Genomic DNA, 20,028 nt, shown 5'->3' on the forward strand with positions numbered 1-20,028 from the left:
TAACCATCCATACCAGAGAGTATTGACAGCGGGCCGGCAGCCTCCATACCATTAGGTATGGTCACCTCTCCTTCTACGCTTGCCCCTCTTGCGGCCATGTCGCGCATCAGCGCTGGCGATGTGGAGTTGGCTGTGTCGGTACGGGGCCAGCAGCACGCACCAACCGTGGTGCTGGCGCATGGGTTTGGGCAGACGCGGCACGCCTGGGAAGCGACGGCAACCGCGCTGGCGCAGGCCGGCTACCGCGCACTTTCCTACGATGCGCGCGGCCACGGCGACTCGAGCGTCAATGCGGTCGACCTGCCCTATTCGCCAACACAGTTCACCGACGACCTGATCGTGTTGGCAGGCGAGCAGCCGCAGCCGCCGGTGCTGGTGGCGGCCTCGATGGGCGGCCTGTTCGGGCTGCTTGCCGAGGCGCGTTGGCCGGGGCTGTTTCGCGCGATCGTGCTGGTCGACATCACGCCGCGATGGGATACCACGGGCGTTGAGCGCATCCTGCGCTTCATGACCGCGCATCCGGATGGATTCGCTTCGCTGGATGCGGCCGCCGATGCGATCGCCGCGCATCTGCCGCATCGCCCGCGCAAGACTGCACATCAATTGCAGGCATTGCTGCGTCAGCGCGCAGACGGCTGTTGGCACTGGCACTGGGACCCGCGCCTGGTCGACGAACTGGCTGGTCAGGATGCGCAACTGCAGCAGCACGCCCTGGTGGAAGCCGCAGCGCAGGTGCGCTGCCCGATGCTGTTGATCAGCGGCGGGCGCAGCGATCTGGTCACCCCGGACAACATCAGCGAATTCCTGTCGATCGCCCCGCACGCGCAGCACGTGCAGCTGGCCGACGCCACGCACATGCTGGCCGGCGACGACAACACCACCTTTACCGCCACCGTGTTGCATTATCTGGACGCACTGCCCTCGGTTGGCACCATTGCAGCGTCCAACATCACCGAGCATGTCACTGGAGCAAGACCATGAGCATCGTTGCACCGTTCCTCCTCGTCATCCTGGCGGCGGGCATCGCTGCCTATCACCGCATGCGCCTTGCCACCTGGGTTGCGATCAGCGCCTGTGTGCTGGTGGCCTGCTGGCTGCTGGATGCCAATCTCACCGCGACCATCGTCGCTGCGGTACTGGTGGTGCTGGTCTCCGCGCCGGTGCTGCTGCCATTCCTGCGCAAGCCACTGCTGACCACGCCGCTGATGGCGTTCTTCCGCAAGGTGCTCCCGCCGCTGTCGCAGACCGAGCGCATTGCGCTGGAAACCGGCTCGGTCGGCTTCGAGGGCGAGCTGTTCACCGGCGACCCGGATTGGCAGAAGCTGCTCAACTATCCCAAGCCGCAGTTGACCGCCGAAGAGCAGGCGTTTCTGGATGGGCCGGTGGAAGAACTGTGCAAGATGGTCAACGACTGGGAAATCACCCACGTCCACGCCGACCTTCCGCCGGAGCTGTGGGACTTCATCAAGAAGAACAAGTTCTTCGGCATGATCATTCCCAAGCAGTACGGCGGCCTAGGCTTCAGCGCGCTGGCGCACCACAAGGTGATCCAGAAGCTGTCCTCGATTTCCAGCGTGGTCAGCTCCACCGTCGGTGTGCCGAACTCGCTCGGACCGGGTGAGCTGCTGCTGCATTACGGCACCCCGGAACAGAAGGACTATTACCTGCCGCGTCTGGCGGTGGGTGCCGAGGTGCCGTGCTTCGGCCTGACCGGCCCGTTCGCCGGCTCGGATGCGACCTCGATCCCGGACTACGGCATCGTCTGCAAGGGCGAGTGGAACGGCGCCAACGTGCTCGGCGTCAAGCTCACCTTCGACAAGCGTTACATCACCCTTGCACCGGTGGCCTCGTTGATCGGCCTGGCGTTCCGCGCCTACGATCCGGATGGCCTGATCGGCGACAAGAAGGACATCGGCATCACCCTGGCGCTGCTGCCGCGCGAAACCCCCGGCGTGGAAATCGGCCGTCGCCACTTCCCGTTGAACTCGCCGTTCCAGAACGGCCCGATCCATGGCGAAGAAGTGTTCATCCCGCTGAGCCAGCTGATCGGCGGCGTGGAGATGGTGGGCAAGGGCTGGAACATGCTCAACGAGTGTCTGGCGGTGGGGCGTTCGATCACCCTGCCCTCCACCGCCAGCGGTGGCGGCAAGTACGCAGCGGTGGTCACCGGCGCGTATGCGCGCATCCGCAAGCAGTTCGGCCTGTCGGTCGGTCGCTTCGAGGGCGTGGAAGAGGCGCTGGCGCGCATTGGAGGCAAGGCGTATGCGATCAGTGCGCTGGCACAGGCCACTGCCGCAGCGGTCGACCGTGGCGACGTGCCGTCGGTGCCGTCGGCGATTGCCAAGTACCACTGCACCACCATGGGCCGCGAAGTGGTCAGCGACATGATGGACGTGATCGGCGGCAAGGGCATCATCCTGGGGCCGCGCAACTTCGCCGGCCGCGCCTGGCAGGCCGCGCCGATCGGCGTGACCGTGGAAGGCGCCAACATCATGACCCGCAGCCTGCTGATCTTCGGCCAGGGCGCGATCCTGTGCCATCCGTGGGTGATGAAGGAAATGAAGGCGGCGCAGGATCCGGATACGCGCCGCGGCCTGGAAGAGTTCGACCAGAGCCTGTTCGGACATATCCGCTTCGGCATTTCCAATGCCGTGCGTTCGTTCTGGTTCGGCCTGACCGGTGCGCGCATCGGCGCAGCGCCAGGCGATGCATACACGCGTCGCTTCTTCCGCAAGCTGGATCGCTACTCGGCCAACCTGGCTTTGATGGCCGATGTGTCGATGCTGATGCTGGGCGGCAAGTTGAAGTTCAAGGAATCGTTGTCGGGTCGACTGGGCGATGTGCTGAGCCATATCTACATGACCAGCGCGATGCTCAAGCGCTACCACGACGAAGGCGCACCGGCCACCGACCAGCCGCTGCTGGCCTGGGCGTTCCACGACAGCGTCCACAAGATCGAAACCGCGCTGTCGGCAGCGCTGCGCAACTTCCCGATCCGCCCGGTAGGCTGGCTGATGTGGGTTTTGATCTTCCCGCTGGGCCGTCGCGCCGAAGCGCCGGGCGATCGCCTGGGCCATCGCGTGGCATCGATCCTGATGGCGCCCAACGAAGCGCGCGACCGTCTGGCTCAGGGCGTATTCCTGACCCCGTGCGCCAACAATCCGGGCGGACGTATCGCCAGCTATCTGACCAAGGCGGTGATGGCCGAGCCGGTGGAGCGCAAGTTCCTCAAGGCGCTCAAGACCAAGGGCATCGAGGCGCTGGATTTTCCGGCGCAGTTGGACGAAGCGGTGGCCGAGGGCGTGCTCACCCTGGACGAGCGCAAGCTGCTGGAAGAGCTGCGCGAGATCATGATGGACACCATCACCGTGGACGACTTCGATCCGCATGAGCTGCGTGCGGCCAGCTTCTACGACAAGCCGCAGGCTCAGCAGCCGCGCGAAGCGGCGTAAGACTCCGGTCGAGGTGATGTGCTAAGACGGCGGGCTTGCAGCCCGCCGTCGTCGTTTGTGGAGCCTGGTATCGTGGAGACCGACCATCTAGCGACTGCGCTGTTTTCCGGCGTCGTCCTCGACCCGTTCACAGCCACTGCACTTAGGCACGCTGTAGGAGCGGGCTTGCCCGCGATGAGGCGTTGCCGGTAACGCCTCATCGCGGGCAAGCCCGCTCCTACGGGAAGCGAACAGGCCGTCTTAGCGCGGCAGCCACACCAGGCCGAGTGCGATCAACGCGGGCAAGGCCTGCACGAAGAAGATGCGGCGGTTGACGCTGTAGGCGCCGTAGCAGCCCGCCACCACCACGCACCCAAGGAAGAAGCTCAGCACATCGACCCGTGCTGCCAGCGCGCCCCAGAGCAGGCCTGCGGCCAGAAAGCCGTTGTAGAGGCCCTGGTTGGCCGCCAGCACGCGGGTGGCCTGTGCCTTCTCCAGTGTGTTGCGGAAGGTCTTCAGACCCAATGGGTGCGTCCACAGCGCCATCTCCAGCACCAGAATGTAGACATGCAGCAGACCGACAAGGATGCCGGCGATGATCGCGAACAGGGACATGGCGAGAAAGGCATGTGGAGGTGGCGGCAAGCATAGCCGCGATGCGGCGCCATCTGCCTGGCAAGACACACAGCGTGCGACCGGTGCATCGCGACGCGCTGGCGTCACCGGCGCAGCACTGGACGATGCAGGGTGAGCGGCGGCGCATGCGGGCCGTCATCCACGGGCCGCCGATGGCGCGCATCGCATCGGGATGGATGCCGCGTGCAAGCGACATCACGCAGCAGCGATTGGCCGCAGGCGCTGTGTGCGTCATCGCTGCATGGATCTCCAGCGCGCAGCCACCACGCACCCGCACAGCAAGGGCGCTAGCGGCCCTGCGACTCCGCTGCCTGCGCTTCCGCCACACCGTCGCGCTCTGCAGGCAGCTTGCGTGCTTCGCGCAGCAGGCCGAACGTGCCCAGCGTCATGCCCGCTGCCGCCAATAGCCCGACCCCGAACACCGCAGTGGACCCCAGGCCCGACACCAGCTTGTGGATCCACACAAAGCTCAGGTCGCCGCCGCGATAAACCACCGTATCGATCGCCGCACCGGCCTTGTAGCGCCATTCGCGACTGACCCGCGTGTACAGGGTTTCGCGCGCCGGTTTGGCCAGTGCGAACTCGCTCGAGCGCGTGATCACCTGCACGATGGCGATCATCAGCGGCAACGGCGAGGCCGCCAGCACCGCATACCCCAAGGTGATGGCGACCCCTGGAATCAGCAATGCCGGTGCAATGCCGAAGCGCGACAGCAGCGCACGTGTCACCAGCAATTGCAGCAGCAGGGCGAGCGCGTTGACCGCCAGGTCGATGCTGGCGTAATACGCGGTGCTGGCCGCCGCATCGGTATACAGCCTGCGCACCAGCGCCGCCTGCTCGTTGTAGAGCAAGGTGCCCACGCCCACGCCGAACAAGGTCATCAGCGCCAGCCAACGCAGCAACGGCTCGCGCACGATCAGCTTGAGGCCGCCGAGCACGTCGCCACCGATCGGTACTTCGCCGGAGTCCAGTTGGCGCTCCTGCTCGCGCGCCACCGCCCACAAGCGCAGGCGCAGCACGCACACCACGCAGACCGTCAGGAACCCGGCCGACACCAGCATCAGATGCGCAATGCCGATGCGCTCGACCAGGGTGCGGGTGAGGATCGGCCCGAGAAACGCGCCCAGGGTGCCGGCCGCGCCGATATAGCCGTAGTAGTTGCGCGCTTCGGCATTGCTGAAGACATCGGCCATGAAGCTCCAAAATACGGCCACGGCAAACAGGTTGAAGACCGTGAGCCACAAAAAGAACGCCATCCCGCGCCCTGGCACGCCGGTGTCGAACAGCACGTAGAACAGCAGCAGGGTCGCAATGAAGAAACCGTAGACCGCCGGCAGGAACACGCGCCGCGGATAGCGGCTGACCAGCGCGCCATACACCGGCTGCAGCAGCAGCATGATCAGAAAGGTGCAGGTAAACAGCACCTGCAAGGTGAAATCCTTGAGCGGCATGCCGTGCGCGGTGAAGAAGCCGATCATGCCGGCCGGAAACAGCGCGGCCACATCCGACGATGCACCCATCGCCTCGCGCACCGGACGCAGCACGTAATAGCCGCTGAGCAGGCAGAAGAAATACAGGAACGACCACGCCAGCGGTGGCGAACTGCGCAGCGCAGCGCCCAGACGGCCAACCGCCGAGCGCGGTGCAGAGGGACTGGTCATGGCGTCAATATCGCCCGTGCGAACGAGCCCGACAGCAAGAACATGGCAGCGGCAGCACCTGGCGAAGGAGCGCGCAAGTTAGCCGATGCGGCGCAGCACCACCAGCGGCGGAGGCAGGACGCTGCGACGCGCGCGTGGGGCCGCCCGGCACGGCGCTTGCAACCCACTTCGCATGCACCGTCAGAGCGTGCACCTTCGGAGCGTCGCCACGGCCGTGACCGGCCCGATTTCTGAACCCAAATCGTCAATAGGATCAATATGATGCCCATTCATCTTCCGGCAGTTTGTGCTATTGCGAAGCGCGGCGCTAGAATCGCTCCAAGCAGTGGACCAGGCGGGACAACCATGACAGTAATGCGCAGGCGCCGACGGTTCCGTCCGTTGGCCATCGGGCTGCTCGGGGCGTTATTGCCTCTGGCCCTTTCTTCCACGGCACAGACGCCCGCGCCCACCGCTTCTGCGCTGCAGCCGGCGACCATTGCGCAGTCGCCCACCGCCCCGCTTCCGTATCGCAGTGCGTTGCCGGCCAGCAGCGTGTTGGCGCCGGCCGCCGGCTTCGACGTGGCGGCATTCGAATCGATGGCCGATCAGTTGACCTACGGCAACCGCGTACCCGGCATGGCGATGGCGATCGTGCAGGGCGGCAAGGTGCTCAGCGCGCGTGGCTATGGCGTCACCGACGTCAATCACCCGCAACCGGTCGATGCGCATACCGTCTTCCGCCTGGCGTCGCTGTCCAAGGCCTTTGCCGGCACCATGGCCGGCCTGCTGGTCAACGATGGCGTGTTGCGCTGGGACAGCAAGGTGGTCGACTACGTGCCCGGCTTCCAGCTGAGCGACAACCTGGCCACCCGCCAGCTCACCGTCGCCGAGGTGCTCAGCCACCGCGTCGGCCTGACCCGCAATGCCTACGACCGCGATATCGAATCCAACGTCGACTACTACTCGCTGAGCCACAAGCTGGCTGCCGCGCCGCTGCGGTGTGCGCCGGGCGACTGCTACGCGTATCAGAACGTCGCCTTCAGCCTGGTTGGCGATGTGGTCTTTGCCGCCTCCGGCAGTTTCTACGAGCAGTCGGTGGAGCGCCGCATCTTCAAGCCGCTCGGCATGAACGATGCCAGCATGGGTCTGGCCGGCATCCAGGCCAGCCCGCATTGGGCGCGCCCGCACGTGCGTAGCCGCAACGGTTGGGTGTCGCTGACGCCCAAGCCTACCTACTACCGTCTCGCTCCTGCGGCCGGCGTCAATGCCAGCGCCAGCGACATGGCGCAGTGGCTGCTCGCCCATACCGGCCATCGCACCGACGTGTTGCCTGCGCCGCTGCTGGCGACCTTGCATGCGCCGTTGATCTCCACGCCAGGCGAAATGCGTTCGGGCTGGCGCCATGAGCGCGTGGACGCGGCCAGCTACGCGCTGGGCTGGCGCGTGTTCGACTACGCAGGCCATCAAGTGATCTTCCATGCAGGTGCGGTGCAGGGCTACCGTGGCCTGGTCGCGTTGCTGCCCGAACGCGACGTCGGCATCGCCATCATGTGGAACGGCGAAAGCGGCCTGCCTTCCGGCATGCTGCCGACCATCCTGGATCGCGCACTCGGCTTGCCGGCCAAGCGTTGGCTGGATATCGATGTGGACGGCGATTTCGGCAGCGAGAACATGCTGGCGGAGAAGGCCGACCCGGCTGGCAAGGGTGCATCGTCCGGCAAGTCTGTGGCGTCGCCGCGTTGAGTTGAAGCCTCGGAACCGACGCGGTGCATGCATGACCACAGGCGGCCTTGGCCGCCTGTGTCGTTTCTGGCTGTCGGGACATGCAGGTGGATGCGTGCGTGGCGATAGCCAGGTGCCGCCGAACAGAGCGCCTAGTGCAAGCGCTACAAGCTCATCCGTCACCCGGGGAGGACGGCGGGACTTCGCTCGTCGTCATTGCGACGACAGGGGCGGCTGCAGGGACCGGACAGCAGATCGATGCGAGATGCGTGCGCTGTACCGCGGCCGCTGCCGGTTTCATCGCTGGACCGACGACAGCCTACGCGTCGCCACGACGCATCGAAGCCACTCGCCTGGCAGTTGCTTGGTCGGAATGCAGGTACGGGCAGTGCGAGCGCGACGACCGGTCGTTGCATCCGGGAGAGCGGTGGTTCGAGCAATCACACCGCCGGGCGACGACGGGAAGATCCTGCATGAGTTCTGCCAGCGGCACCGCTATCGGCACAGTCTGGAATCATCGCCGCCTCTAAGGCGGTGAGCGGGTGAGCGGCGCGTCCGACGCACAGGACCCATCGATTCGCCGCAACATCCCTTTAAGCCATCGCCGGCCTGGCACTGCTGTTGTCGCTGCCAGCACGGCGCCAGACCCACAGCGCGCCGTCTCGCAGGCGACGTCGCCTCAAGGGCGGCTGGCAGTCGCGTGCTGCATCGGGCCTGGCCACGGTACGGTGTCGCCCAATAAAAAAGCTCCCTCCCCGCTGGGCGTCGGGGAGAGAGCTCGATGTTTACGGCGATCGGGTGTTACAAATCAGATCAGCGGTGCCGGAGTTGCGGGCAGCGCGACCGGAGCGGCCTTCTTCTTGCGAGCGGCCGGCTTCTTCTTGGCGACCTTCTTCACAGCAGGCTTCTTGGTGGCGGACTTTTTGGTCGCCTTCTTCGCTACTGCCTTTTTGGCGACTTTCTTGGCGGTCTTCTTGACGGCCTTTTTGGCGGCAGTCTTCTTGGTCGCCTTCTTCGCGGTCTTCTTCACTGCCTTCTTGGCGGCAGTCTTCTTGGTTGCCTTCTTGGCAGTCTTCTTCACTGCCTTCTTGGCGGTCGCCTTCTTTGCAGTCTTCTTGACGGCCTTCTTGGCAGCAGTCTTCTTCACTGCCTTCTTGGCGGTTGCCTTCTTAGCGACCTTCTTGGTCGCCTTCTTGGCAGCGGTCTTCTTCACTGCCTTTTTGGCGGTGGGTTTCTTTTTCGCAGCTTTTTTAGTGGCCATGTAATTGGCTCCTCGTCAGTGAACTATGGAGTTGAAACGCCCAGTTGAACCAAACCCCGCGCCGGCATGCCGTCGTCGGGTACCGTCCGCAGGTAATGCGCGACGGGACGGATACAGAAACACCCGCATCGAACGGCGACACGGGTGCGTGGTCGAAACGACAACTGCTTTTCTTGAGAGAAGCGGACCCGACTCCACCTTTGAGCGTGCTTCGGTGGACGTCTTGAACAAGCGTGTCGGCTCGATGTCGATTCTGCTCACTCTCTTTCGCAGCAATGTCTGCTGGGCGAAACCTAATCACGCTTTTTTTTACTGTCAACACTCTTTTGCAATTTTTTTTCAGCAGACCATCGCCACCTTCGCCATCGAGGTCCGGCAAGTACACCGCGCGCAGCCCGCCGCGCGGGCTCGCAGCACGCGCCCACGCCACAGCGCCTTCAAAAAAGCGCTTCTTTTCCGCTGTTTTTCTCAACCGCTCCAAATCTGCAAGCCATCGCCGACGGCAACGCTGCGGCGACACGCTGCACGTTGCGGCATCGTCCGCCGCCTGTCCGCCAGCTGAAAATTTTTTATCCGGCAACTCCACTTCCGGCGTCGCACAAGCAGAAATGCGCAAACTTATTGCGCTGTTCGATCGCCATGCACGCGCGCTTGCGCATCGCCGGCAGCATGTCGCACGACATCGATCCGTCGTCGGCGCGCGTTGCACGCGTCGATTTTTTTCACCGAGCACACGCCGGATCCTCACGAACGACTCACGTCAGAAATCCGACGCGCCGGCATGCAGGTGGTGGTGCGTCGATACGTCGGGCATGGATGCCACCGCACGCATCGCATCAAGTCATCACCAACCGCCTTGCGGGCATCCGGTCGTCAGCGCATGCAGGCGACCGTGCAATCGCCCATCCGATCACGCTCGCGTGCGCACATCACAACCGCGTCGGCGGCAGCGCACCCAAAAAAATGGCCGCTCTGCGAGCGGCCATCGGTGTGCAGCAAGGACGACGGACTCAGTGGTCGTCGTCTTCCAGCAGCTCGGCGTAGTCGTCCGGCGACAGCAGGTCGTTGAGCTCTTCCTTGTCGTCGAGTTCGACCACGAAGATCCAGCCTTCGCCGTAGGCGTCTTCGTTGATGGTCTCAGGCTTGTCGCTCAGCGCGCTGTTGACCTCGACGACGGTGCCGCTGACCGGGCTGTAGACGTCGGAAGCGGCCTTGACCGACTCCACCACCGCCGCGCCGTTGCCGGCCTGCACGGTATCGCCGACGCCGGGCAGTTCGACGTAGACCAGGTCGCCCAGCAAGCCCTGCGCGTGGTCGGAGATACCGACGGTTACGCGGCCGCTGCTTTCGACGCGGGCCCACTCGTGGGATTTGAGGAACTTGAGGTCGCCAGGGATCTCGCTCATGGGTGTGCTCCGGGGAAACTGGGGTTGGGGACAGGTGGTTAGTTTAGACCGCGCGACAAGGCAGGTGCACGCGCGTCGGCAGGGCCAGGTTGCATGCGGTAGCAGGATGCCGGCCGACTGCGGCCGGCATCAGCCGACTCATTGGCCAAGGACGCCGGGCTGCGCCTGACCATCGCGCACGAACGGAAACTTCACCGCGCGCAACGGTACCTGCTTGCCGCGGATGTCCACGCGCAGATCGTCGATGCTGCCGGCCGGCACGCGTGCGAATGCGATCGCCTTGCCCAGCGTGGGCGAGAACGTGCCGGACAGAATCTCGCCCTGGCCGGCAGCGGTGAGCACGCTCTGGCCGTGGCGCAGCACTCCCTTCTCATCCATCACCACGCCGATCATCTGCCGCGGTGCGCCTTGCGCCTTTTGCGCTTCGAGCACGGCGCGGCCGATGAAGTCGCGGCCTTCGTCGAGCGCGATGGTCCAGGCCAGCGCGGCTTCGTACGGGCTCACTGCATCGTCCATGTCCTGCCCGTAAAGATTCATGCCCGCTTCCAGACGCAGCGTGTCACGCGCGCCCAGACCGGCCGGCTTGACGCCCTGTGCGAGCAACGCATTCCAGAATGCGACTGCCGCGTCCTGCAGCAACACGATTTCAAAACCGTCTTCGCCGGTGTAACCGGTGCGCGCAAGAAACAGATCGATGCCATCGCGCGAGCGCGTCTGCAAGGCAGCGAAACGGCCGAGCTTGCTCGCTGCCGTGGCGTCGGCCGGATCGAGCAGATCGATGACCTTGGCGCGCGCATTGGGGCCCTGCACTGCGATCATCGCAAAGTCGCCGCGCTCTTGAACGCGCACCTCGAAGCGTGCGGCCTGTTCGCCGATCCACTGCAGATCCTTTTCGCGGGTGGCGGCGTTGACCACCAGACGGAAGAAGTCTTCAGCCATGAAATAGACGATGAGGTCGTCGATCACCCCGCCCTGCGGATTGAGCATGCAGGTGTACAGCGCCTTGCCCGACACCTTGAGCTTGTCCACCGAGTTGGCGAGCAGATAGCGCAGGAATTCGCGCACGCGTGCGCCGTGCAGGTCGACCACGGTCATGTGGCTGACATCGAACATGCCGGCATCGCGACGCACCTGATGGTGTTCGTCCAGCTGCGAGCCGTAGTGGATCGGCATGTCCCAACCGCCGAAGTCGACCATCTTGGCGCCGAGCGCACGATGGGTGTCGTTGAGGATGGTCTTCTGGGTCATGGGCGCCGGTCCAAGGGAAAGATGCCCATTATCGCTGCCCTGCCGTCGTTGCGGGTAACCGTGTCTGCGCGCAGGCGCGGCGATCACCGAACGACGCAGGCCGGCAAACGCACGCCGCGCTGCAGCAATGGGCGACCGGGTGGCACGCCCTGTCCCGGCGATCAGCTGCTGGATTGCACCAGCAAGGTCATGCCATCGACGCCGACGATGCGCACCGGTGCGCCGGCGGGCAGGTCCGGACCGCTGACCACCCAGAACGCATCGTCGACCTTGGCACGACCTCGGCCATGGTGGATGGCTTGATCGAGCAGCACGCGGCGGCCGATCAATTGCTCGGCACGCTTGTTGAGCAGGGGGCGATCGCTCTGCCGCCCCTTGCCGCGAAACCAGGTGCGATAGACCTGCACCGACACGAAGCTGAGCACCACGAACGCCACGATCTGCCCCAGCAGCGACATGCCCGGCAACGCAAGCACGAGGGCGCAGACGGCGGCGGCGGCGATCCCCATCCACAGCAGGAACGCCCCCGGCACCAGGGTCTCTGCAGCGATCAACAGCAGCGCCAGCACTCCCCAGATCACAACGTCCCAGCGCATGGCTCAGCCTCCGGCGCGCGGCGGCATCGGCGGCACGCGCACGGTTGGTGCGTCGGGCTTGCCGATCGCTTCCTTGGCCAGTTCGGCGATGCCGGCGATCGAGCCGATGATGCCGCTGGACTCCATCGGCATCAGCACGAACTTCTGGTTGGGCGCGGTGGCCAGCGCCTTGAACGCCTCCACATACTTCTGCGCGACGAAGTAATTGATCGCCTGCACGCTGCCGTTGGCGATCGCATCGGACACCACCTGGGTGGCACGGGCTTCGGCCTCGGCCAGACGCTCGCGCGCCTCGGCGTCACGGAAGGCGGCCTCCTTGCGGCCTTCGGCTTCGAGCACGGCGGCCTGTTTCTCGCCATCGGCGCGCAGGATTTCCGATTGACGCGAGCCTTCGGCCTCCAGAATCTGCGCGCGCTTTTCGCGCTCGGCCTTCATCTGCCGCGCCATCGAGTCGATCAGGTCGCGCGGCGGCTGGATGTCGCGAATTTCGATCCGCGTCACCTTGATGCCCCACGGATTGGTGGCCTGGTCGACCACGCTCAGCAACTGCGCATTGATGGTCTCGCGCTGGCTCAGCGATTCGTCCAGATCCATCGAACCGATCACGGTGCGGATATTGGTCTGCACCAGCGCGATGCTGGCGATCTCCAGATTGGAGACTTCATAGGCGGCCTTGGCGGCGTCCAGCACCTGGAAAAACACCACGCCATCCACGCGCACCACCGCGTTGTCCTTGGTGATGACGTCCTGGCTGGGAACGTCGAGCACCTGTTCCATCATGTTGATCTTGCGCCCTACGCCGTAGACCACCGGCACCAGAAAGTGCAGCCCCGGACTCATGGTATGGGTGTAGCGGCCGAAGCGCTCCACCGTCCACTGAAATCCCTGCGGCACCATGCGCACGGTCTTGAACAACACGATGACGCCGGCAACCAGAACGGCGATGGCCAAAAACGAAGTCGGAAACATGTGCATCCCCTTGCATGTGACGAGTCGATCCCTGCAACAGTATGCACGCGCACTGCCCCTCGCCGGCTCTGGGGCTGCAGTGCAGGGATACGCTCGCGCCCCCTGCCGTGCCGGGCGGCGAGTGCCTCAGCGTGCGCAGATCACGCGATGATCAGGCTCAGACAGTGCGCGGGGCGAACATGATGACGGCCATGCCGAGCAGACAGCAGGCGGCGCCAAGCAGGTCCCATCGGGTCGGGGTGATGCGGTCCACCCACCACAACCACATCAGGGCGCTGGCGATGTAGACCCCGCCATAGGCGGCGTACACGCGTCCGCTGGCAGCCGGATGCAGGCTCAACAGCCACACGAAGATCGCAAGGCTCAGCGCGCTGGGCAGCAGCAGCCACGCACTGCCGCCTTTTCGTAGCCATAGATAAGGAAGGTAGCAGCCGACCAGTTCGGCCACTGCGGTGGCGACGAACAGCAACAGCGTGGTCAGCGCAGCGCTCATGCGCCGGTTGCGGCGGCGGTACTGACCACTGCGGCGGCGGACTCGTCGCGCTTGACCTGTCGCCACAGCGCTTCCTGCGCGTCTAGCGACAACGCATCCAGGGGGGTGCCCTGCGCATGCGCATGGGCTTCCATCGCACGGAAGCGCCGTTCGAATTTCAGATTGGCATGCCGAAGCGCGGCACCCACATCGACCTTGGCATGCCGCGCAAGATTGGCGCAGACGAACAGCACATCGCCCAGTTCGTCTTCCAGGCGCGCCTGATTGTCGGCGACCGGTCCGCGCGCGAATTCCACCCGCAGCTCCTTCACTTCTTCTTCCAGTTTTTCCAGCACCGGCGCCGGGTCGGGCCAGTCGAAGCCCACCCGCGCCGCGCGCGACTGCAGCTTGGTGGAGCGCTGCCACTCCGGCAGGCCACGCGCGATGCCGGCCAGTGCGGAGTCGTCCTGCTGCCCTGCGGCACGGCGTTCTTCGCGCTTGATCTGGTCCCAGTTGGCGCTTACCGCCTGCGCATCGTCCACCGCCTGCGCGGCGAACACGTGCGGGTGACGGCGAACGAGCTTGTCGCTGAGCGTGGCGACCACGTCGGCGAAGTCGAACGCGCCCTGTTCGGACGCCATCTGCGCATGGAAGACCACCTGCAGCAACAGGTCGCCCAGCTCGTCGCGCAGCCCCGGCAGGTCGTTGCGATCGATCGCGTCGGCAACCTCGTAGGCTTCTTCGATGGTGTACGGCGCGATGCTGGCAAAGCTCTGCTCCACATCCCAGGGGCAACCATGTTCACGGTCGCGCAGGCGCGCCATCAACTGCAACAGGCCCTGGATATCGCCGGTGGACGGAGTCTGGAGCATGGTCTATTCCTGAAGCGATCTTGGAAGGCGCATCCGCGCCGGGATCTTCTGCGCGTTGCGGTATCGCGCGTGGCAGCAAGCCAGGCGCGCGATGCCGCCGCAGTGCACCGGTCGGCCGATGCGGACCCTGCGCGTGCGCAGCACCTGCCATGCAATACGCGCACGGCAGGCGGGCATGCTCAGGCCAGCCAATCGCGCCAGGGCAGATTGGGATCGCCCAGCGCGATGAAGTCGCCATTGAGCAAGGTGTCGCGGCGGTTGTAGCGGAACGGCTTGCCGGAAGCGCCGGCCAGCAGCACACCGCCGGCTGCGTGCAGCACGCATTGTCCGGCCGCGGTGTCCCATTCGGAAGTGGGCCCGAAGCGCGGGTAGACATCCAGGTCGCCCTCGGCAATGCGGCAGAACTTCAACGAGGAGCCTTGCGCCACCACGTCGATCTGCCCCATGCGCTCCAACGCAGCGGCGGTGCGCGCATCGCGGTGCGAGCGGCTGGCGGCAACCCGCAAGGGGCTGGCAGCCGGCATGCGGGTGTGCAGCATTTCGTCGCGATCGCCGTCGCGGCGGAAGGCGTTCTCGCCGCGTGCGGCGTACCAGACCCGGCCATCGACCGGTGCCTGCACCACGCCCAGCACCGGCGCGCCCATGTGGATGAGTGCGATGTTGACGCTGAACTCGCCATTGCGTTTGACGAACTCGCGGGTGCCATCCAGCGGATCGACCAGCCAGTAGCTGGTCCAGTACTGACGCTCTTCCCAGGCCATGTGCGCAGACTCTTCCGACAGTACCGGCACGTCGGGCGTGACCCGGCGCAGGCCGTCGACGATGACGCGATTGGCGGCCAGGTCGGCCTGGGTCAGCGGGCTGGCATCGTCCTTGATCTCCACCGCGAAGTCCTGCGCGTACACCTGCATGATGGCCTCGCCCGCTTCGCGGGCAATGGCGATCACGGTTTCGCGCAATTCCATCGGGATGCGGATCATGGGTTGCGCTCCAGCCACTCGCGCGCAATGAACAGGGCGGCCAGCGAGCGGCCTTCGGAGAAATCTTCGCGCAGCATCAATTCGTCCAGACGTGCGATTGGCCAGGGCACCACTTCCATCTCTTCCGGCTCATCGCCGACCAGGCGCTCGGGGTAGAGGTCGCGCGCCAGCACCAACCAGGATTGGTGACTCATATAAGTAGGAGCGAGCGTCATCGCGCGCAGCACCTGGACCTGCCGCGCACCGTAGCCGGCTTCTTCCTTGAGCTCGCGGTCGGCCGCCTGCTCCGGCGTCTCGCCGGCATCGATGCGCCCCTTGACCAGACCCAGCTCGTAGCGATGCACGCCGGCGGCGTATTCGCGCACCAGCAGCACGGTGCTCTCGTCGAGCATCGGCACCACGACGACGGCACCGTGGCCCTGGCTGAGTTGACGTTCGTAGAGGCGGCGCTGCCCGTTGGAAAACTCCAGATCCAGCTGCTGGCGACGGAACGGCCCGTCGCCCAGATCGGTGATCTTGTGGATGGTCGGCAGACGCGGGCTCATGCGTGGCACGCAGCCGCGGAGCGGACCGATAGAATAGGCAGATGCATCGACATGTTCATGAGCCCGAAATCCTAGCAGACCCTGCAGCCTCCGAAACTGCCGAACATTGGCGGCAACGCGATCTTGCCGTGCTGTGGCACCCGTGCACGCAGATGCGCGAGCATCCGCACACGCTTCCGCTGGTCCCCATCGCCGGTGGCCAGGGTGCGTGGCTGATCGGTCACGACGGCCGTCGCTACCTGGACGCGGTGAGCAGCTGGTGGACCAACCTGTTCGGCCATGCCGAGCCGCGCATCGGCGCAGCCATCGCGCAGCAGGCCGGCACCCTGGAGCAGGTCATGCTGGCCGGCTTCACGCATGCGCCGGCAGTGCAACTGGCCGAGCGCCTGCTGGCGATTGCGCCGCGCCAGCCCGACCGAGCGCCGCTGGCCAAGGTGTTCTATGCCGACAATGGCTCGGCCGGCGTCGAAGTGGCCTTGAAGATGGCCTTCCATTATTTCCACAACCGCGGCGAGCATCGCCGCACGCGTTTCATCGCACTGGAAAACGGCTATCACGGCGAGACCATCGGCGCGCTGTCGGTGGGCGACATCCCGCTGTATCGGCGCGTGTATGCGCCGTTGCTGCTGGAGTCGATCTTTGCGCCCTCGCCCGATGCCTACCTGGCCGAGCCGGGCCAGAGCGCGGAAGACTACGCGCTGCAGGCGGCCGATGCGCTGCAGGCACTGTTCGAACAATCGCCCGGCGAAATCTGCGCGTTGATCCTGGAACCGCGCGTGCAGTGCGCCGGAGGCATGCGCATGTACCACCCGGCCTACCTGCGCCGTGCGCGCCAATTGTGCGATGCGCATGGCGCGTTTTTGATCGCCGACGAGATCGCCACCGGCTTCGGACGCACCGGCACGCTGTTCGCGTGCGAACAGGCCGGTGTGATGCCCGATCTGTTGTGCCTGTCCAAGGGATTGACCGGCGGCTTTCTGCCGCTCTCGGCGGTGCTGGCCACGCAGCAGTTGTACGACGCGTTTCTGGACGACTCGCGCGAGCGCGCGTTTCTGCATTCGCACAGCTACACCGGCAACCCCCTGGCGTGCGCGGCGGCATTGGCGACCCTGCAGATCTTCGCAGACGACGACGTGATTGCGCGCAACCAGCACACCGCCGCGCGCATGAGTACCTTCGCTGCGCAGATCGGCGAGCACAGCGCAGTGGCGGACGTGCGCCAGGCCGGCATGATCGTGGCCTTCGAACTGACCCAGGGCGGCGACAAGCGCACGCCGTTCGCCGCCGCGGCACGGGTCGGGTTGAAGGCGTATCGCGCGGCGCTGGAACGCGGCGTCGTGCTGCGCCCGCTGGGCGACGTGCTGTACTGGATGCCCCCTTACTGTGTGGACGACGCGCAGCTTGCCTTGCTTGCCGCGACCACCCGTCACGCCATCGAGGAGGCCGTCGCATGCGCCTGACCCGCTCCCATGTCGCATTGCCGCTGCACTGCGACCAGGAAGTGACCCTGCCAGAAGAGTCCGCCAATCATCTGCTGCGCGTGCTGCGCCTGCGCGAGGGCGATGCCTGCATCCTGTTCAATGGCGATGGCAGCGACTACCACGCACGCATCACCGTGGCCGGCAAGCGCGAGGCACGTGCACTGGTCGAGCGTGCGCAAGCGCTGTCCAACGAATCGCCCTTACGCATCACGCTACTCCAGGGCATCGCACGCGGCGAAAAAATGGACCTGATCCTGCAAAAAGCCACCGAGCTGGGGGTTGCGGCCATCGTGCCGGTCAACGCCGAACGCACCGAGGTCAAGCTCGATGCGGTGCGCATGGAAAAACGCCTTGCGCATTGGCGCAGTGTGGTGGTGTCGGCCTGCGAGCAATCCGGCCGCGCACGCGTGCCGACCGTCGCAGCGCCGCTGGGCTTGCACGAGGCGGCGCAGGCCAGCGACCCACAGGCGCAACGACTGACCCTGGACCCGCAGGGTGAGCATCGCCTGTCCACGCTGAGTGCGAATGTCGACCAGGGGCTCATCGTGGCGATCGGGCCGGAAGGCGGTTGGTCGCCACGCGACCGCGCCACGCTGGCCGATGCCGGTTTCACCGGCCTGCAATTGGGTCCACGCATCCTGCGCACGGAAACCGCCGGACTGGCGGCCATTGCGGCATTGCAGGCGCGATTCGGGGATCTGTAGGTTCGACGAGCCGTAGGACATCGCGGCCGACGACGCGAAGTGCGGGACATGCATTGCCTCGTGAGACCGGACGTTTGTCGCGGCCAGCAACCCGCGTAGGAGCGCGCCTGGGCGCGAGAAGCCTTACCGGGAAGGCCCAGTCGCGCCCAGGTGCGCTCCTACGGGATGCGGTGATGCGATTGCCGATCGGCCCGATACGGCGACACTGGAATGACCGCAGTGACGTGAAATTCCGGGCCCACGCGTAGGAGCGCACCGGATGATTGTCGCGGCCAGCAGCCCGCGTAGGAGCGCACCTGGGCGCGAGAGGCATTATCGGTAACGCCCAGTCGCGCCCAGGTGCGCTCCTACGGTGTAGCGCCGCGCGTCAGCGGCCGTGTTGCAGAAACCAGCTGGCCGCGCCGATCACGCCTAGCTGGCCGTGTTCGACGATGCTGACCGGCACCTGTTCCAATGCGGGCCGCAGCGTGCCCTTGTCGAGCAGGCGGGCAGCGAAGTCGCTGGCGGCGATGAACCCGGCGATCTGCGGCAGGAATCCGCCGGCCAGATAGACGCCGCTGCGGATGCCATAAAGCAGCATCATGTCTCCGACCACGCTGCCCATGAACCCGCAGAACGCCTGCAGCGCATCGCGCGCGAGCGCGTCGTTGCCGGCCAATGCGGCGGCGGTGACATCGGCCGGGCCCTGATGCACCGCGTTCTCGCCAAGCAGCGCCGCCAAGGCAGTGTAAAGATTCAGCAGGCCCGGACCGGACAGCAAGGTTTCGGTGCCCACGTGCGTGCGCGTGCGGCGCAGCTCCTGCAGCAAGGCCACTTCCAGATCGCTGGCAGCGGCGAGCGCGGCATGGCCGGCCTCGGTCGGCAACACCATCGGGGTGGCGCCATTGGGAATCCACACCGCCGCGCCCAGCCCGGTTCCGGGACCGAGGACCAGCGCCGGGCCAGGTGCGCCCTGGGCGGGACCGGACAGCTGCATGACCTGATTGCCGGTCATGTAATTGGCTGCGTAGGCGACCGCTTCGAAATCGTTGACCAAATGCAACGCCTGCATGCCGAGCTGGCGGCGAATCTGTTCCGGCGCCAATACCCACGGCAGGTTCGCGGTGATCACGCTACCGTCTTCCAGCGCATAACCGGCACTGGCGATCACACCGCGCCGCACTGGCGCGCATCCCAGCTCTGCAAAGAACGCGGACATGATCTCGGCCAGGCCCGGGTAATCGGCGCAGCGGTACTTGCGATAGTCCAGCACCGTGACCGGCTTGCGCGCATCGGTGCTTGCGCAGACCAGCGCAAGGCGCACATGCGTCCCTCCCACGTCTGCGGCAACGAAGGTGTCGGGGCGCGGAAAGGCCACCGCGTCCATTGGGCTGCTTGCGCTCACGCATTCTCCTGATAAGTGGCAGCGGGCTGGCGTCATGTCCCGCTGTCCGACGAACGGCAGTGGGTAGACAACGTTGTCAGTAATCGCCTTGTAACGCAACTGTGGCGACCACGGTCGGCGCGATCTTCCGCACCACCCATCATCCACGAAAAATCCGCACGCATCACGGAGATTTCCGCACAAAAACCGAGTCTCCGCGACTGGAACGCCATTTAGCCATTGAAAGCGCCAATTGCGCACGCGGGGCATGGCTGCATGTGTGCGCAAGCACTCAGCCACTTCTGGGATTACGTCGCAAAAAATGCTGCATTGCAGCGCAATCGCAGCGACATCAGAGATCTGTGACGATGTGTTGACAACGCTGTCAACGCTACGCGAGACTCGATCCAAATCGAGGTTCTGGCAGGAGGGGCCGGAAACTGTTCGGTAGTTGAAGAACGGCGCTTCCCTCGCCTGTCACCCCAGATTCGCGAGTGGCGCGTCATCCGACGTTCGACTCGCCGATGTCGCATTCGCTTCACCGCTTCACCACACGGGGGACACCTCCTCTACCACGCGAATCGACGCCACCTGCTGCCATTGCGGAGCCAAGGAGTGCGATCACCGCGATCGGTCAGGGCGTGTTGTTTTGCCGGCCACGCCGAGCGCGTGACGCCTTTGACGGCGGCGCGCTCACAG

At 65.3% G+C, this 20,028-nt stretch carries 17 protein-coding genes and 1 pseudogene; 6 read left to right on the forward strand and 12 right to left on the reverse strand.

Features of this window, described 5'->3' with window-relative positions:
• Positions 1-57 precede the first annotated feature (57 nt).
• Both FHY19_RS03290 and FHY19_RS03295 read left to right on the forward strand, forming a co-directional pair.
• The gene (locus FHY19_RS03290; RefSeq protein WP_259161591.1) at positions 58-981 is read left to right on the forward strand and encodes an alpha/beta hydrolase; all 924 of its coding nucleotides are present in this window, start codon (positions 58-60) and stop codon (positions 979-981) included.
• Positions 978-3,452, forward strand: a complete 2,475-nt coding sequence (locus FHY19_RS03295; protein ID WP_259161593.1) for an acyl-CoA dehydrogenase — start codon at positions 978-980, stop codon at positions 3,450-3,452. Before FHY19_RS03290 ends, FHY19_RS03295 begins: the two co-directional genes overlap by 4 nt.
• Before the next feature lie 240 nt (positions 3,453-3,692).
• Here the strand turns inward: FHY19_RS03295 and FHY19_RS03300 are convergent, their stop codons facing one another.
• Together FHY19_RS03300 and FHY19_RS03305 are read right to left on the reverse strand one after the other, a co-directional pair.
• Positions 3,693-4,046, reverse strand: a complete 354-nt coding sequence (locus FHY19_RS03300; RefSeq protein ID WP_259161595.1) for a DUF1304 domain-containing protein — start codon at positions 4,044-4,046, stop codon at positions 3,693-3,695.
• 308 nt (positions 4,047-4,354) lie between these two features.
• On the reverse strand, positions 4,355-5,728 hold the full coding sequence (locus FHY19_RS03305) for an MFS transporter (RefSeq protein ID WP_259161601.1): 1,374 nt from the start codon (positions 5,726-5,728) through the stop codon (positions 4,355-4,357).
• Between the two features lie 381 nt (positions 5,729-6,109).
• Here FHY19_RS03305 and FHY19_RS03310 point away from each other — a divergent pair, with 381 nt between their 5' ends.
• Complete coding sequence (locus FHY19_RS03310; protein ID WP_259152507.1) at positions 6,110-7,453, forward strand: serine hydrolase domain-containing protein; 1,344 nt, start codon at positions 6,110-6,112, stop codon at positions 7,451-7,453.
• A gap of 787 nt (positions 7,454-8,240) precedes the next feature.
• On the opposite strand, the gene FHY19_RS03315 is transcribed toward FHY19_RS03310, so the two are convergent.
• Positions 8,241-8,693, reverse strand: a complete 453-nt coding sequence (locus FHY19_RS03315) for a hypothetical protein (RefSeq protein WP_259151974.1) — start codon at positions 8,691-8,693, stop codon at positions 8,241-8,243.
• A 223-nt stretch (positions 8,694-8,916) separates the two neighbouring features.
• On the opposite strand from FHY19_RS03315, the gene FHY19_RS03320 reads away from it, so the two are divergent.
• Complete coding sequence (locus tag FHY19_RS03320) at positions 8,917-9,255, forward strand: hypothetical protein (RefSeq protein WP_259161609.1); 339 nt, start codon at positions 8,917-8,919, stop codon at positions 9,253-9,255.
• A 448-nt stretch (positions 9,256-9,703) separates the two neighbouring features.
• On the opposite strand, the gene gcvH is transcribed toward FHY19_RS03320, so the two are convergent.
• The 8 genes and pseudogenes from gcvH to nudE all read right to left on the reverse strand — a co-directional run bounded on the left by gcvH (position 9,704) and on the right by nudE (position 15,781).
• On the reverse strand, positions 9,704-10,099 hold the full coding sequence (gene gcvH / locus FHY19_RS03325; protein ID WP_046964845.1) for a glycine cleavage system protein GcvH: 396 nt from the start codon (positions 10,097-10,099) through the stop codon (positions 9,704-9,706).
• A gap of 138 nt (positions 10,100-10,237) precedes the next feature.
• Entirely contained in the window at positions 10,238-11,347 is a 1,110-nt protein-coding gene (gene gcvT, locus FHY19_RS03330; RefSeq protein WP_259161615.1) for a glycine cleavage system aminomethyltransferase GcvT, read from the reverse strand.
• A gap of 161 nt (positions 11,348-11,508) precedes the next feature.
• Complete coding sequence (locus FHY19_RS03335) at positions 11,509-11,943, reverse strand: NfeD family protein (protein ID WP_259151977.1); 435 nt, start codon at positions 11,941-11,943, stop codon at positions 11,509-11,511.
• A gap of 3 nt (positions 11,944-11,946) precedes the next feature.
• Positions 11,947-12,912: an SPFH domain-containing protein gene (locus FHY19_RS03340; protein WP_259151979.1), complete on the reverse strand. Its 966-nt coding sequence runs from the start codon at positions 12,910-12,912 to the stop codon at positions 11,947-11,949.
• A 157-nt stretch (positions 12,913-13,069) separates the two neighbouring features.
• Complete coding sequence (locus FHY19_RS03345) at positions 13,070-13,405, reverse strand: YnfA family protein (RefSeq protein WP_259161616.1); 336 nt, start codon at positions 13,403-13,405, stop codon at positions 13,070-13,072.
• 35 nt (positions 13,406-13,440) lie between these two features.
• Positions 13,441-14,256: pseudogene (gene mazG / locus FHY19_RS03350) on the reverse strand (nucleoside triphosphate pyrophosphohydrolase); the annotation flags it as partial.
• A 179-nt stretch (positions 14,257-14,435) separates the two neighbouring features.
• Positions 14,436-15,236: a 3'(2'),5'-bisphosphate nucleotidase CysQ gene (gene cysQ, locus FHY19_RS03355; protein ID WP_259151981.1), complete on the reverse strand. Its 801-nt coding sequence runs from the start codon at positions 15,234-15,236 to the stop codon at positions 14,436-14,438.
• Positions 15,233-15,781 (reverse strand): ADP compounds hydrolase NudE, encoded by a 549-nt coding sequence (nudE, locus tag FHY19_RS03360; RefSeq protein WP_039423334.1) that lies wholly within the window; start codon positions 15,779-15,781, stop codon positions 15,233-15,235. The genes cysQ and nudE overlap by 4 nt, the downstream gene beginning before the upstream one ends.
• A gap of 41 nt (positions 15,782-15,822) precedes the next feature.
• Here nudE and bioA point away from each other — a divergent pair, with 41 nt between their 5' ends.
• Both bioA and FHY19_RS03370 read left to right on the forward strand, forming a co-directional pair.
• Positions 15,823-17,241, forward strand: a complete 1,419-nt coding sequence (bioA, locus tag FHY19_RS03365) for an adenosylmethionine--8-amino-7-oxononanoate transaminase (protein WP_259161623.1) — start codon at positions 15,823-15,825, stop codon at positions 17,239-17,241.
• Positions 17,232-17,966, forward strand: coding sequence for a 16S rRNA (uracil(1498)-N(3))-methyltransferase (locus FHY19_RS03370; RefSeq protein ID WP_259151983.1), 735 nt, complete (start codon positions 17,232-17,234; stop codon positions 17,964-17,966). Before bioA ends, FHY19_RS03370 begins: the two co-directional genes overlap by 10 nt.
• A 367-nt stretch (positions 17,967-18,333) precedes the next feature.
• On the opposite strand, the gene FHY19_RS03375 is transcribed toward FHY19_RS03370, so the two are convergent.
• Positions 18,334-19,332 carry a glucokinase family protein gene (locus FHY19_RS03375; RefSeq protein WP_259163907.1) on the reverse strand — a complete coding sequence of 333 codons (999 nt, stop codon included), beginning with the start codon at positions 19,330-19,332 and terminating at the stop codon, positions 18,334-18,336.
• Between the last annotated feature and the right edge of the window lie 696 nt (positions 19,333-20,028).

It is taken from the genome of Xanthomonas sp. 4461 (assembly GCF_024806475.1).
Taxonomy (GTDB): domain Bacteria; phylum Pseudomonadota; class Gammaproteobacteria; order Xanthomonadales; family Xanthomonadaceae; genus Xanthomonas; species Xanthomonas arboricola_F.